Here is a 13,806-nt window from a genome sequence, read left to right on the forward strand (position 1 = left end):
TCTCCTAAATTCGGTAGAAAATGAATTCTTTTTAGAACAGAAACGGCCCAGAGGAGTTCTCATGGGCCGCCTGCATACATAACGCTTACTTTGCCACCATCACATGTCGCAAAAATGACAAGCTAGCGTCAAACGCATTAAGCCTCAGAAGCTGGAGCTTCTTCTGCTTTAGCTTGTGCATTTGCTTGTGATTGAGCATATTCTTTACCAGCAAGAATCGCATCAGCCATAGCAGAAGCATAAAGTGTTACTGCACGGATCGCATCATCGTTACCCGGGATAACGTAGTCTACGTTGTCTGGGTTAGAGTTTGTATCAACGATACCGATTACAGGAATACCAAGGTTCTTCGCTTCTTTGATTGCAATCGCTTCGTGATCAACGTCGATTACGAATAATGCGTCAGGTAAACCACCCATGTTTTTAACGCCGCCTAAGCCACGCTCAAGTTTTTCCATCTCACGAGTACGCTCTAGAGCTTCACGTTTAGTCAGCTTAGCGAAAGTGCCGTCTTGAGATTGAGTTTGAAGGTCTTTTAAACGGTTGATAGATTGGCGAAGTGTTTTCCAGTTCGTCAACATACCACCTAACCAGCGGTGATCTACATATGGTTGACCAGCGCGTTGAGCTTGTTCACGGATGATCGCAGAAGCTGCACGTTTAGTACCAACGAACAAAACTTTGTTCTTTTTGCTAGCCAAGTTGTTAGCAAAGTTCAAAGCATCATTTAACGCAGGAACAGTGTGCTCAAGGTTGATGATGTGAATTTTGTTACGCGCACCAAAGATGTAATCACGCATCTTTGGATTCCAGAAACGAGTTTGGTGACCAAAGTGCGCGCCAGCTTGAAGAAGGTCGCGCATGCTTACGTTGTAATCTGCCATTTTCTTTACCTTAAAGTTTGGGTTAGGCCTCCATATACCCGCATTCTCCACCCTAAAGGGCACCCAGAGTAATGTGTCGATATATGTGCGGATTTTTTTGCCTCATCGCACAAAGCCCGTGAAATTTATTCACGAAAAAGCATTTGATAAAATGGGCGGCTATTTATACCATAGTCACACACAAATTTCCAAAAGTTTTTAGAGATCATGAACAACACTTACCAAGCGCCACGTCGACTTATCAAAACCCCTGACGAAATTGAAAAAATGCGTGTGGCAGGGCGACTGGCGGCAGAAGTATTGGATATGATCAAACCGCATATTGTTCCAGGTGTTACTACGCTAGAACTTGATACGATTTGTCATGACTATATTGTTAACCAACAACAGGCGATTCCAGCATGCTTAGGCTATGGCGCTGCACCGGGTCGACCTGCCTTCCAACATACTATTTGTACTTCTGTGAACCACGTAGTGTGTCACGGCATTCCATCAGACAGTAAAAAATTGAAAAAAGGCGACATCCTGAACATTGATGTGACCGTGATTAAAGATGGCTATCATGGTGACACCAACATGATGTACATCGTGGGTGGTGAAACCACTATTCTTGCCAACCGTCTATGTAAGGTAGCGCAAGAAGCCATGTACCGAGGTATTGAAACTGTAAAACCGGGTTCAACCATTGGCGATATTGGTCATGCCATTCAGCAGTATGTTGAATCCGAGCGTTTTGGCGTGGTACGTGAATATTGTGGTCACGGTATTGGTACAACTTTCCATGACGAACCGCAAGTGCTGCATTATGGTCAGCCAGATACCGGCATGGTACTTGAAGAAGGCATGACCTTTACCATTGAGCCAATGGTCAATGGTGGTGACTGGAAAACCAAATTACTCGGTGATAAATGGACAGTGGTCACCAAAGACCATTCATTGTCAGCACAATATGAACATACGATTCTGGTGACCAAAACCGGCGCGGAAATTTTAACAGCACGCCCGGACGAAGATTTGTCACGCTTTAGTGTGTAACCACAACATCAACAACACAAAATGGTCACTTTAAAGTGGCCATTTTTATTTTATATTTCATGCATTCGTATGCATGACCGAGATGTAAAAAGTCTCCCCTTGCCCGCTTCCAGCGCATCGAAATTCAAGATAAAGTTCGGCCAATACACCATTTTTTCCTTAAAGTTTTCCAAATTCTTTTGCCCTATCTGCACCATTTTAGGCTAAGATAATGTGCTTTTTATTTTTTAATCCCTATAAGAAGGAATACTGCCGTGGACGTACGTCTCTCTGATCGTGTGAATGCCATCAAACCGTCCCCTACGCTTGCTGTGACCAACAAAGCTGCTGAATTAAAAGCTGCAGGTCACAACGTGATTGGTTTGGGCGCAGGTGAACCAGATTTTGATACCCCTCAACACATCAAAGATGCAGCAATTGCAGCGATTAACAACGGTTTCACCAAATACACCGCTGTTGACGGTACGCCAGGTCTTAAAAAAGCCATTATTGCTAAATTCAAACGCGACAATAACCTAGACTATGCAGCAAACCAGATTCTGGTTTCTTGTGGTGGTAAGCAATCATTCTTTAACTTGGCCCTTGCTTTGTTAAACAAAGGTGATGAAGTCATCATCCCTGCACCATTCTGGGTAAGCTACCCGGATATGGTGATCATCGCTGAAGGTGTTCCTGTTATTGTGAAATGTGGTGAAGAACAACGTTTCAAAATCACCCCTGAACAATTAGAAGCTGCAATCACTGACAAAACACGTCTAGTAGTATTGAACAGCCCGTCTAACCCTACAGGTATGATCTACACTAAAGCTGAGCTTGAAGCGCTGGCTGACGTACTGCGTAAATACCCAGAAGTATTTATCGCATCTGATGATATGTACGAACCAATCCGTTGGGATGACGAGTTCTACAACATCGCAACAGTTGCACCAGACCTTTATGACCGTACTATCGTATTAAACGGTGTATCTAAAGCCTATGCAATGACTGGCTGGCGTATCGGCTACGCAGCGGGCCCTGCTAAACTTATTGGTGCAATGAAAAAGATCCAATCTCAGTCAACTTCAAACCCAACTTCAATTTCGCAAGTTGCTGCTGAAGCTGCCTTGAATGGTCCTCAAGATGTACTTGAGCCAATGATTGAAGCATTCAAACGTCGCCATGACCTAGTTGTGAAAGGCTTGAATGACATTCACGGTATTTCTTGCTTGCCTGCTGATGGCGCATTCTATGCATATGCCAACATCAAACCGTTGATTCGTGCCAAAGGTCTTAAATCTTGCACAGAATTCTCTGCATGGTTACTGGAAGAGACTGGCGTTGCAGTGGTTCCTGGCGATGCATTCGGTCTTGGCGGTTTCATGCGCATCTCTTACGCAACGGCTGACGAAGTACTGGTGGATGCACTTGCACGTATCAAAAAAGCTGCTGACTCAATTGAAGGCGTTGACGCTGCGATTGCTTCAATCGAAGCTGAAAAAGCTGCACAATAATCAACTCATTTGATTTAGAAAACCCGCGAGTTTCGCGGGTTTTTTTATGTTCTTCAACATGTATTAAACAGTGAGTCGTATTCGCTTATAGCTCAAGTATTTAATGAGCAAACAAACAAAACATAGACTTGCTGCAATCGTGTACGCAATACTCAACATCCACCAAAAACCATGAATCCCCAATGCATTGCTTTGCCAATTAAACAGTGTCATTGGATGATACGCCACATACCAACCACCACCTAAGCCCACGATCAGCACGGTACTGATAAAAATAAACATCGGTCTGACAATTTCTCGCCAGCAACGTAGCATTGCCAAACTAATCACCAGTAGCGCATCAAAGATATGCATCCAACACATTAAAAAGATCAATGCCAAGGCTAATGCAATCACCTGCGCATCATTGCTAAATAACCCTACAATCCAACTATCTAAACCCCAAATAGTCAACACGACAACGATAGCTATTAGCATCACAGCCATCAGTGCCCGCTTACTGAGTTGCCATGCAGCATCAATCTGCTCCGCACCGATTTGAGTCGACACCAAAATACCGAAGGCGGATGCCATCGACATCGGCAACATAAACATCAAGCCCAATAAACCAAGCATCACCTGATGTGCATTCACTACCATGTCACCCAAAGGCAAGATCAGCAAAGCAATCGCGCTGATGGCAAATACATCCACAAAAGTCACTACCGCATTGGGCAATCCAATTTTTAAAATTTTCAACAAAGTCTGCCAGTGAAAGAAAACACCAGACCACGGGATCTTTAACTTCTGCTCAAGGAAGAAAAAATAGTAAACAAACAACAGTATCCACTGCACAATCAAATGTGCCATGAATGCACCTTCAACCCCATAGCTTGTAACATAACCCTCAATGCCATAAATCAAGACATAAGCCAAAGCCACTTTGAGCAGTAAATAGATCATATTGGCGTAGAACACGCGCTTAGCCTGCCCACAGGCTTGGGTTAAAATATATAAAATACGCAACAATAAATGCGCTGGAATCGTCCAAGCCAACAGCCACAGACATGGCACAATCAATGCCTGTAAGGCCGCATCTGCCTTTAAAAAATAAAGTAAAGGCGTCGCATGATTAAACAAGTACATCGCAACAGCAGAAATCACCAGTACAATCAAAATACTTTGCTTCACAACACGCTGGATGTCCGCATAATCCTGACGTCCATTGGCTTCTGCCAGCTCTTGCATCATGCCCTGTAACACCCCAATACCCGTCACAAAGCACAAAGAATAAACAGACAAACAGACTGCCAATGCAGCCACATGCTGAGGTGAAAAATGTGATAGAAAAATCACGTCGAACAAACTACTGAGCATAATAATGGCATTACTGAGAAAAATAGGCACCCAAAGATGCAGAAACTGTTTCATTACCCTATCACTCGATTTTTAATTCTTTTATAAGATTCGTTTTTTGTCAGATTATTTAGATCTGAGATATTTCATTAGAAATGTATACCAGTATCGTGCCATAAATTATTCTATTTCTTATTTTTTATAAAAATGACTTTACTCAGGTGCAGGCAATGCACTTCTTACAAAATAATCCGCCATTCCTATACCAGATTGCTATTATCGATGTCACAATTTTGAATTAAACCTCAACCACTCAAGAATAATGACAGGAAAAGCATAATGAACCCAAAAGAAATGAGCGGTTTAGCATTATTGGAAGCGATGCGTGATGGAAAAATCCCGCCCCCGAGTATTAGTGAAACCATGTCGATGCAACCAGCAGTGATTGAAAGCGGACGTGTAGAATTTAAGGTCAAAGCTGATCATCGACATTTAAATCCGCTTGGCGGCGTCCATGGTGGTTTTGCTGCAACTGTTTTGGATACCGTGACAGGCTGCGCGATTCATACTTTACTTGAAGCAGGTGTCGGTTATGGCACCATTGATCTGAATGTAAAGATGTGCCGCCCCATCCCTCAAAATCAGCCACTGAAAGCCGTAGGAAAATCAATTAATCTCAGTAGAAATTTAGGTATTTCTGAAGGTCAGATTCTGGATGAAGAAGGTCGCCTGTATGCTCATGCCACTGCGACCTGTATGATTATTCGGACTGAATGAAATTGGTAGCCTGTACAACTCATCAGGTACTTCATTTAAATAATACTGCTTTTCACCTGCCCTGCTTCAACACATGACAAGCGTGGTCGAGTTAAGCCTTGAAACTCAAAATAATGCTTGGAAACATTGGCTAATTCCACATCTTGTGTTTGTGTTGTTGAGGCTTGCCACGCTTTAGACTGATTGGTGCCCATCAAAAGATTCCCAGAAATGGCATAGATATAAAGGTCTTTGCCTGGTTCTTTCAGATAGTCTGCATTCAGGAAAATTTCAAAGTTAAATTGACGTTCAGTTTCTACCAACCATTTTTCTGCAAACCATAATTGCAGCAAATCACCTAAATAAAGTGATTTTTGTGCCAAGGGCCATAGCGTGATATGAGCGTCTTTAACCGGGATATAATACTGTGCAGGATCGGCAATAATTTTCAGATAGTTTTCTTGATAATAAGCCAGTTGAGAGAAAATTTGAGGGATGTTGAGCGTATTCATTCGCTGTCTCCGGTTTAGCCATTTTTGTGCTGGCAAGTAGGTTTAAATCCACACTGTTTGACCATTTGGTCAAACGACTTTATGGTTTTAATCTAGCAAGTGAAATTTATTCTGACAAGTATTTTTCGTGAAATTTATGCAATTGCCTAAATTAAAAACAGACAGGCTGTATTTATAATAAATATGATAATTTTTGCTTGACCCCTGTCAAAATCTCTCTATAATCGCTTTCAGATTCTCCAATAGCTCAGTCGGTAGAGCGACGGACTGTTAATCCGCAGGTCCCTGGTTCGAGCCCAGGTTGGAGAGCCAAATTCAAGAAAGCCCACTCATAATGAAGTGGGCTTTTTTATTATCTTAAAATTTCACGGCTTATTATTTTCAACTATTTAAAATAATTATTTTCAATCCCTCATAAAACTCGATATATAAATACTCCTTTTTTCAAAATCTCGAGAGATAAAAAATCCCCCATGGATGGAGGATTTTTAAATTATCACCGAGATTAAGCCGCTTGAGCCGGAACACCACTATGGAAACGGAAAGTTTCATCAGGCGCGAGAATCAGCTGTTTTTCAACTTCACGAATATGCAGGATTCGCTCCTGAATATCCTCTTTCGGATTTTTCAGTTTCGCCGTGGTTGCCACATCCATCGCCAAAGCCAGATAGTCTTCAAAATGGCGAGATTCGGACTTGAGCAGGTAACGGTAGTAACGTGCCAGCTCATCATCAACACGCGAAGCAAGCGCGTAGAAACGCTCACAGGAACGCGCTTCTACAAAGGCACCAATCACCAGTACATCAATCAAGGCTTCAGGTTCAAAAGTCCGGATTTCCTTGCGTAAACCACCGGCATAACGCCCTGCACTCAAGTTTTGCCAAGTCTGACCACGCTTGTTCATCAATTCAAGTACTTGCTCATAATGCAGCATTTCTTCACGAACTAACTGTGCAAGCTTCACCTGTAGATCAACAAAATAGCTATAGCGAAACATCAGGTTCATGGCCGTGCTGGCTGCTTTTTTTTCACAGTTGGCATGATCCTGCATCAAGATTTCAAGATTTTCGACCGCCATATCCAGCCATGCTTGCGGTGTTTCACAACCAAGGAAAGCGATCACCGGCTGCATCAGTTCATCATAATTAATATTCGACATAATCACTCTGATCTTAACGCGCTGATTTAATCACGGCTTTCATTTGCTGAACCGCTTGTGCCAGACCAACAAATACCGCATCCGCAATTAAAGAATGACCGATATTGAGCTCATGAATCTGTGGAATCGCAGCAATCGGCGTCACGTTATCCAAATTTAAGCCATGGCCCGCATTTACCACCAAACCTTTAGATGCAGCATATTCAGCACCTTTCACAATGCGTTCCAGTTCCGCTTGTTGCGCTTCTGGAGTTTCTGCATCGGCATAGGCGCCTGTGTGAATCTCAATCGTCGGTGCACCACAAGCAACTGCTGCATCAATTTGTGCAAAATCGGCATCAATAAATAAAGATACATCACAACCAATGGCTTCCAGCTCTTGAGTCGCGGCTTTTACAGCATCAAAATTACCCACGACATCCAGACCACCTTCAGTGGTCACTTCCTGACGTTTTTCAGGAACAAAACAAACATGCTGTGGCTTGATTTCCTTGGCAAAGGCGATCATTTCATCTGTTACCGCCAACTCAAGGTTCATACGGGTTTTTAACGCAGGACGCATACGACGCACATCGTCATCCTGAATGTGACGACGGTCTTCACGCAAGTGCAAGGTAATGCCTTCTGCCCCTGCCTGTTCGCAGATCAATGCAGCATTGACTGGGTCTGGGTACGTCGTACCACGTGCTTGTCTTAATGTTGCGACATGGTCAATATTGACACCAAGTAATGCAGCCATAATCTTTTCCTAACTACGATTGAGATTGAGAATTTTGAATCCAGAGTTGTCGACTTTTTAATGGTCGATCACCAAGCAAGGCCGTGATCACCTGTCGATACAGTTTCGTCAGTAATTGTAACTGTTCCGGATTAAAATCCCCACCATTTTCATGCGTCAACATGCTTAAAATCTGTTGACCGGATAGGGTGGAGCGTAAGGCATTGGCCGATGGCATAAAGCCGGCATTGAGCTGAAAATAATAGTGCTGTTGTGGATCAATCTGCGCCTGATTGGCATCTACCGAAAAATCCAGACCATAACCGAGTTCTTCCAGCAAAACATGCTCAAACTGGCGCAAGATCTGTTTTAAATATAAATTCGGGTTGGATTGTGCGGATAATTGCTGCAATGCGGTTAAGGTCTCTGCATATTTAGCAAAGGTTTGCGGCATTTCCACTTCAAGTGGGCATAAGCGCAGCAAAATTTCATTCAGATAAAAACCTGAAAAAAAGGCATCGCCAAAAAAGAAAATCGGCTGATTAACAATTTCCAGTTTAGTAAAATTTTTGAGTTCGGATTTACCTGAAGCTTGCAAGCGAATGGGCTGGTATTGCGGTGGTGGCATTTGCCTGAGAATACCATCTACCCTGCCATATTCTTGGGTAAATAAATACACAATATGACTGCGTTCACGGTACTTACGCTGATGAATCAGATAACCATGCAGTACTTCGTTACGCATAAGCGGGCACTTTAATCCTTATCTTTTTTTGATTTTTTATCATCTTCTTCGTCATCCCCATCCGGGATCACTGCACCCACAACAGCCGCAGTGCCTTTGACTGCGACTTTTGTGGTTTTATAAGCCACTTTAACAGGAACCGTGACCACTTTATGAATACAGCCTTGCAGAAATAAAACACATGCAACCACTGCCAACACTTTCATCATCACGGAATTCCTTAAAAGGTCTTATCAAACTTATTGCTTAGATATCACTATAACCTAAGCTTTTTAATGCACGCTCATCATCAGACCAGCCACCTTTGACTTTCACCCAAAGGGTCAGCATGATTTTTTGCTCGAACATTTTTTCCATGTCGAGACGCGCATCCATACCGATTTTTTTCAGTTTGACACCTTTCTCGCCAATCACAATGGCTTTTTGGCTTGGACGATCGACAAAAATCGTGGCATCAATATAGGTACAGGCGGCTTTCATACGACCGGTTTTTTCATTCAAGACCGGCTCTTCAGTTTTAAAGGATTCGATCTGAACGGTCAAATCATATGGAAGCTCTTCACCCAGCTGACGCATGATCTTTTCACGGATAATTTCAGAGGCCAGGAAACGCTCTGAACGATCGGTCAGTTGATCCAGTGAATACAGGGGTGGCTGGAATGGAAGATACTTGGCGATCGTGTCACGTAAATGTTCAAGATTGGCACCACGAAGTGCAGATACCGGTACGATTTCTGCAAAGTTCATCAGCTTTTCGCGTTCACGAATCAGCGGCAAAGCTTCGTTCTTGTTTTCAAAGGTATCCAGCTTGTTAATCACCAGAATCACTGGCATCTCTGCATTTTTCAGCTTTTCTAGTACCAGGTCATCATTTGGCGTCCACTTTTGTGCATCCACCACGAATAAAACTAGGTTCACATCGCGCAAAGCCGAATGTGCCGCACGGTTCATCATTTTATTGATGGCACGGACTTCTTTTTTATGCATCCCCGGTGTATCAACAAATACAGCCTGAGATTTTTCACGTGAATCAATCCCCACAATTTTATGACGTGTGGTTTGCGGTTTACGTGAGGTAATCGAAAGTTTTTGACCCAAAATATGGTTCATTAAGGTAGATTTGCCCACATTCGGGCGACCTACAATAGCAACAAAACCACTACGATAATCTGATGGGATTTCGGTGCCTTGCGCACTAAAAAATTGACTAATAAGGTCGTGACTGTCGCTTTGCGACTCGTGATCAGCATCAATGTGATCGGAATGAGTAGTCATTAAGACTTATGCTCCAAAAGTTTCAAAATATCCGCCGCAACGGCTTGTTCAGCAAAACGTCGACTCGCACCTTCGCCTTGCATGGTCGGCAATCCCGCAATCTGGCATTCCACTTTAAAATGCTGATTGGGTGCATCACCTTGAATATCTACAACCTCGTAAACTGGGAGAGGTTTCTTACGTGCTTGTAAATACTCTTGTAAGCGAGATTTAGGATCTTTAAGCTGATCTGTCGGCTCAATATGATCTAAATATGGTTCGTACCATTTTAACACAATCGGTTCTAGCACGGTGAGATCACCGCAGTCGACATAGATTGCGCCAATAATCGCTTCTACCGTATCTGCCAGTATAGACTCACGATGATGACCACCAGATTTCAATTCACCGGTACTGAGAATTAAATTCTGACTCAGTTTTAAATCATTGGCGATTTTTCCTAATGCTTCCTGACGAACCAGGGTCGCACGCATACGCGTTAACCGGCCTTCATTTTCGCTTGGATAGGCATTAAAAAGATAATTCGCAATGATCATCCCTAAAAGAGAATCGCCCAGAAATTCCAGGCGCTCGTAGTTGTGTTTATGACTGACTGAACGATGAGTCAATGCCAGTTTCAGCAAATCAGCCTGTTTGAACTGATAGCCGATCCGTTTGGCAAGACGTTCATCATTTAGCTTTGACTGTGCTTTGATCAAACTCTTTCTCAAACTTCATCACTAAATCGATATTCATTATGAAATTTTTACGAATTTCATAATTCTTGTGCACCTGTAAACCATCGGTATTGGTAACTTTGGCAATTTCGTCAAACTTTAGATCACGAATATTATTCATTTCTAAACGCTGACTCATCTGTTGACGGAATTTTTCTGGCGTTATATTGGCTGGAGCACTTTTTAACAGCGCCTCAATCTCACCATCTACCATACGATCATCGAAGTATGGTCCCCACACCGCAATCGCCACTTTTGCAAGAAATGCAAAGCCCACGATTGCAATTAAAACCCCAATATAAGAAGCACCTTGTTGATGTCTCATTTTTATTTTCCTGATTGAAACAATTAATCGATTGTTCCGTTTCGACCAAACGATGGTAATTTAAAGCCAGGTTCTTTATGCATCCAGATATAGAAGGCACGACCTGTTAAGTTTTCTTCCGGAACAAGCCCCCAGAAACGACTGTCAGCACTCTGATCGCGATTATCCCCCATCGCAAAGTAATGACCTTCTGGCACTTTCACTTCCCAATATAAACCATTTTCACCTGAATATTTACCATTTTCCAAATAGTTAATAAAAGGTGCCTGACGAGCGACATTCACGCCTTCCAGCTCACGCATGGTAAAGGTATGCTCACCCAGGGTTTCTTTATGATAAATAGCATTCGGGGTATCTAAGCGGTCTTTTTCGCGGCTAAATTCTACTGGAACTTTCGCTACTTTTTCACCATTAATGCTCAACTGGCCATGATCATAAACAATATGATCGCCTGGCAAGCCGACAATACGCTTGATATAACTGATGGTCGGTTGTGGTGGATAACGGAATACCGCAACATCACCACGTTCCGGACTGCCAGTATCAATAATTTTGGTGTTCACCATAGGCAGTTTGATGCCATAGTCAAATTTATTCACCAGAATAAAATCACCAGTTTCTAGCGTCGGCACCATCGAATCGGACGGAATATTAAAAGGTTCGTATAAAAAAGAACGCAGTACCAGCACGATGGCCAGCACCGGCCAAAAGTCATAAGCCCAAGTGATAATGAAATTCTCATGGCCCTTGCCCCGGGTTTGTCTTTGTTTCAAAACAAACTTGTCTAGCAACCACACTGCGACAAAAAACAGGGTCGCAGGCACAAGAATCAAATTAAAATCAAAATCCATGGGCTTATATCCTTATTATTTTAGCGTTCGACTTTTAATACGGCTAAGAACGCTTCTTGCGGGATTTCTACGCTACCCACCTGTTTCATGCGTTTCTTACCTTCTTTCTGTTTAGACAGAAGTTTTTTCTTACGTGACACGTCACCACCATAACACTTCGCCAATACGTTTTTACGCATCGCTTTCACAGTCGAACGTGCAATGATTTGCGCACCAATTGCCGCCTGAATCGCGACATCAAACATTTGACGTGGAATCAGGTCTTTCATTTTTTCAACCAGTGCAATACCACGATGGCGTGCATCGTTACGGTGACAGATCATCGCCAAGGCATCGACTTTTTCACCATTGATCAAGACATCTACTTTGACTAAAGAGGAGCTTTCAAAACGGACAAAGTTATAGTCGAGTGATGCAAAACCACGTGAACAAGACTTCAATTTATCAAAGAAATCCATCACCACTTCGGCCATTGGAATTTCGAAAGTAATGGAAACCTGATTCGCCATAAACTTCATGTCTTTTTGTACACCACGGCGCTCAACACACAATGTCATGACATTACCTAGGTATTCTTGCGGCACAAGGATATGACATTCAGCAATCGGTTCACGTAAATCTTCAACCGTTGAACCATCAGGCATTTTGGATGGACTGTCGATATAAATGGTCTGGCCATTCTTCATCACCGCTTCATAAATTACGGTTGGTGCAGAAGAAATCAGGTCAAGATCGTACTCGCGTTCCAGACGTTCCTGTACGATTTCCATGTGCAGCATACCCAGGAAGCCACAACGGAAACCAAAACCGAGCGCATCTGAACTTTCAGGTTCAAAGAACAAGGCCGAGTCATTGATTTGTAGCTTATGCAAAGCTTCACGGAAAGGTTCAAAATCGCTGGCATCAATCGGGAATAGACCGGCATAAACCTGCGGTTTCACCTTTTTAAAGCCCGGTAATGTTGCAACTTCAGGCGTCGCTGCCAAGGTAATCGTATCACCGACCGGTGCACCGAAAATATCTTTAATACCAGCAATCACGAAGCCAACTTCGCCCGCTTCCAGCATACCGGTTTCAGTATGTTTCGGGTTAAAGATACCTACAGAGGTAATGATGTGCGTTTGACCGGTTGATTTAATCAACATTTTGTCGCCTTTACGCACTCGACCCTGCTTGACCCGAACCAGAGAAACTACACCAAGGTAGTTATCAAACCATGAATCCACAATCAGCGCTTGTAATGGCGCTTCGCGATCACCCTCAGGTGCAGGAATTACATTGACCAGTGTTTCAAGCACACCTTCAATACCTAAACCTGTTTTTGCAGAACAGGTCGGCGCTTCTGTGGCTTCAATCCCGATAATGTCTTCAATTTCCTGAATGACACGTTCAGGTTCAGCTTGCGGCAAGTCGATCTTGTTCAGTACCGGAAGTACTTCCAGACCTTGTTCAATTACGGTATAGCAGTTAGCAACAGACTGTGCTTCTACGCCCTGCGCAGCATCTACAACCAGCAAGGCACCTTCACAGGCAGCAAGGGAGCGTGAGACTTCATACGAGAAGTCGACGTGTCCCGGTGTATCAATAAAGTTCAACTGATACTCTTGACCGTTGGGATGCGTATAATACAAGGTTACCGAAGTGGCTTTAATGGTAATCCCACGTTCGCGCTCAAGCTCCATTGAGTCAAGGACTTGAGCCTGCATTTCACGATCTTGCAAGCCGCCACAAGTTTGAATAAAGCGATCCGCTAGGGTCGATTTACCGTGGTCAATGTGCGCAATAATCGAGAAGTTACGAATGTTTTTAATATCAACAGATTTTTTAGCTTGCGCCATGGGTTACCTTGAGAAAAAACACGCTATGTAATTTAAAAATATTACATAACAAAAGCCGAATAGAAATTGCGAAGGATTATAGCAGAATGGTGATCTAGAAAAAGAATTATATTTTTTCCTTTATTCCCTAGGTCGCGTACACCTCAGTCAGATGAAATCTGGATCAC

15 protein-coding genes and 1 tRNA gene are annotated in these 13,806 nt (G+C 43.0%); 4 read left to right on the top strand and 12 right to left on the bottom strand.

Annotation, left to right across the window (positions count from 1 at the left end; all coding sequences use genetic code 11):
• Window positions 1-137: 137 nt before the first annotated feature.
• Window positions 138-884, bottom strand: a complete 747-nt coding sequence (rpsB, locus tag Q9R21_RS06555) for a 30S ribosomal protein S2 (protein WP_004279050.1) — start codon at window positions 882-884, stop codon at window positions 138-140.
• A 207-nt stretch (window positions 885-1,091) separates the two neighbouring features.
• Between rpsB and map the strand changes: the two genes are divergently transcribed.
• On the top strand, window positions 1,092-1,919 hold the full coding sequence (gene map, locus Q9R21_RS06560; RefSeq protein ID WP_148334583.1) for a type I methionyl aminopeptidase: 828 nt from the start codon (window positions 1,092-1,094) through the stop codon (window positions 1,917-1,919).
• A 254-nt stretch (window positions 1,920-2,173) separates the two neighbouring features.
• Entirely contained in the window at window positions 2,174-3,409 is a 1,236-nt protein-coding gene (locus Q9R21_RS06565; RefSeq protein WP_071850978.1) for a pyridoxal phosphate-dependent aminotransferase, read from the top strand.
• Window positions 3,410-3,472: 63 nt separating this feature from the next.
• Here the strand turns inward: Q9R21_RS06565 and Q9R21_RS06570 are convergent, their stop codons facing one another.
• Window positions 3,473-4,819: an MATE family efflux transporter gene (locus Q9R21_RS06570; RefSeq protein WP_311203955.1), complete on the bottom strand. Its 1,347-nt coding sequence runs from the start codon at window positions 4,817-4,819 to the stop codon at window positions 3,473-3,475.
• A 264-nt stretch (window positions 4,820-5,083) separates the two neighbouring features.
• On the opposite strand from Q9R21_RS06570, the gene Q9R21_RS06575 reads away from it, so the two are divergent.
• A complete protein-coding gene (locus tag Q9R21_RS06575) occupies window positions 5,084-5,521 on the top strand; it encodes a PaaI family thioesterase (RefSeq protein ID WP_404976569.1) in 438 nt (145 codons plus the stop codon).
• Between the two features lie 35 nt (window positions 5,522-5,556).
• On the opposite strand, the gene Q9R21_RS06580 is transcribed toward Q9R21_RS06575, so the two are convergent.
• Entirely contained in the window at window positions 5,557-6,012 is a 456-nt protein-coding gene (locus tag Q9R21_RS06580) for a hypothetical protein (RefSeq protein ID WP_311203956.1), read from the bottom strand.
• 236 nt (window positions 6,013-6,248) lie between these two features.
• Here Q9R21_RS06580 and Q9R21_RS06585 point away from each other — a divergent pair.
• A tRNA-Asn gene (locus tag Q9R21_RS06585) sits at window positions 6,249-6,324 on the top strand.
• 193 nt (window positions 6,325-6,517) lie between these two features.
• Here Q9R21_RS06585 and Q9R21_RS06590 read toward each other — a convergent pair.
• From Q9R21_RS06590 to lepA, 9 genes are read right to left on the bottom strand one after another with little or no spacing between them, the layout of a single operon-like run.
• Window positions 6,518-7,171 carry a tRNA-(ms[2]io[6]A)-hydroxylase gene (locus tag Q9R21_RS06590; protein ID WP_311203957.1) on the bottom strand — a complete coding sequence of 218 codons (654 nt, stop codon included), beginning with the start codon at window positions 7,169-7,171 and terminating at the stop codon, window positions 6,518-6,520.
• Window positions 7,172-7,184: 13 nt separating this feature from the next.
• Entirely contained in the window at window positions 7,185-7,910 is a 726-nt protein-coding gene (gene pdxJ, locus Q9R21_RS06595) for a pyridoxine 5'-phosphate synthase (RefSeq protein WP_004645617.1), read from the bottom strand.
• Between the two features lie 13 nt (window positions 7,911-7,923).
• Entirely contained in the window at window positions 7,924-8,634 is a 711-nt protein-coding gene (locus Q9R21_RS06600) for a DNA repair protein RecO C-terminal domain-containing protein (protein ID WP_311203958.1), read from the bottom strand.
• Between the two features lie 11 nt (window positions 8,635-8,645).
• A complete protein-coding gene (locus tag Q9R21_RS06605; RefSeq protein ID WP_004645619.1) occupies window positions 8,646-8,843 on the bottom strand; it encodes an NF038104 family lipoprotein in 198 nt (65 codons plus the stop codon).
• Between the two features lie 37 nt (window positions 8,844-8,880).
• Window positions 8,881-9,909 (bottom strand): GTPase Era, encoded by a 1,029-nt coding sequence (gene era / locus Q9R21_RS06610; protein WP_004279061.1) that lies wholly within the window; start codon window positions 9,907-9,909, stop codon window positions 8,881-8,883.
• Window positions 9,909-10,607 (bottom strand): ribonuclease III, encoded by a 699-nt coding sequence (gene rnc / locus Q9R21_RS06615; RefSeq protein ID WP_004279062.1) that lies wholly within the window; start codon window positions 10,605-10,607, stop codon window positions 9,909-9,911. Before rnc ends, era begins: the two co-directional genes overlap by 1 nt.
• The gene (locus Q9R21_RS06620; RefSeq protein ID WP_004279063.1) at window positions 10,579-10,950 is read right to left on the bottom strand and encodes a DUF4845 domain-containing protein; all 372 of its coding nucleotides are present in this window, start codon (window positions 10,948-10,950) and stop codon (window positions 10,579-10,581) included. The genes rnc and Q9R21_RS06620 overlap by 29 nt, the downstream gene beginning before the upstream one ends.
• Window positions 10,951-10,973: 23 nt before the next feature.
• The gene (gene lepB / locus Q9R21_RS06625) at window positions 10,974-11,801 is read right to left on the bottom strand and encodes a signal peptidase I (protein WP_004279064.1); all 828 of its coding nucleotides are present in this window, start codon (window positions 11,799-11,801) and stop codon (window positions 10,974-10,976) included.
• A 20-nt stretch (window positions 11,802-11,821) separates the two neighbouring features.
• The gene (lepA, locus tag Q9R21_RS06630; RefSeq protein ID WP_311203959.1) at window positions 11,822-13,639 is read right to left on the bottom strand and encodes a translation elongation factor 4; all 1,818 of its coding nucleotides are present in this window, start codon (window positions 13,637-13,639) and stop codon (window positions 11,822-11,824) included.
• Window positions 13,640-13,806: the final 167 nt, after the last annotated feature.

Origin of the sequence: Acinetobacter sp. RG5, assembly GCF_031844265.1 — a bacterium.
Classification (GTDB): domain Bacteria; phylum Pseudomonadota; class Gammaproteobacteria; order Pseudomonadales; family Moraxellaceae; genus Acinetobacter.

Excerpts from the sequence above, each read along its gene's own strand:
- rpsB (WP_004279050.1), bottom strand. The coding sequence starts at position 884 with ATGGCAGATTACAACGTAAGCATGCGCGACCTTCTTCAAGCTGGCGCG.
- map (WP_148334583.1), top strand. The coding sequence starts at position 1,092 with ATGAACAACACTTACCAAGCGCCACGTCGACTTATCAAAACCCCTGAC.
- Q9R21_RS06570 (WP_311203955.1), bottom strand. The coding sequence starts at position 4,819 with ATGAAACAGTTTCTGCATCTTTGGGTGCCTATTTTTCTCAGTAATGCC.
- Q9R21_RS06575 (WP_404976569.1), top strand. The coding sequence starts at position 5,084 with ATGAACCCAAAAGAAATGAGCGGTTTAGCATTATTGGAAGCGATGCGT.
- Q9R21_RS06580 (WP_311203956.1), bottom strand. The coding sequence starts at position 6,012 with ATGAATACGCTCAACATCCCTCAAATTTTCTCTCAACTGGCTTATTAT.
- Q9R21_RS06590 (WP_311203957.1), bottom strand. The coding sequence starts at position 7,171 with ATGTCGAATATTAATTATGATGAACTGATGCAGCCGGTGATCGCTTTC.
- pdxJ (WP_004645617.1), bottom strand. The coding sequence starts at position 7,910 with ATGGCTGCATTACTTGGTGTCAATATTGACCATGTCGCAACATTAAGA.
- Q9R21_RS06600 (WP_311203958.1), bottom strand. The coding sequence starts at position 8,634 with ATGCGTAACGAAGTACTGCATGGTTATCTGATTCATCAGCGTAAGTAC.
- Q9R21_RS06605 (WP_004645619.1), bottom strand. The coding sequence starts at position 8,843 with ATGATGAAAGTGTTGGCAGTGGTTGCATGTGTTTTATTTCTGCAAGGC.
- era (WP_004279061.1), bottom strand. The coding sequence starts at position 9,909 with ATGACTACTCATTCCGATCACATTGATGCTGATCACGAGTCGCAAAGC.
- Q9R21_RS06620 (WP_004279063.1), bottom strand. The coding sequence starts at position 10,950 with ATGAGACATCAACAAGGTGCTTCTTATATTGGGGTTTTAATTGCAATC.
- lepB (WP_004279064.1), bottom strand. The coding sequence starts at position 11,801 with ATGGATTTTGATTTTAATTTGATTCTTGTGCCTGCGACCCTGTTTTTT.
- lepA (WP_311203959.1), bottom strand. The coding sequence starts at position 13,639 with ATGGCGCAAGCTAAAAAATCTGTTGATATTAAAAACATTCGTAACTTC.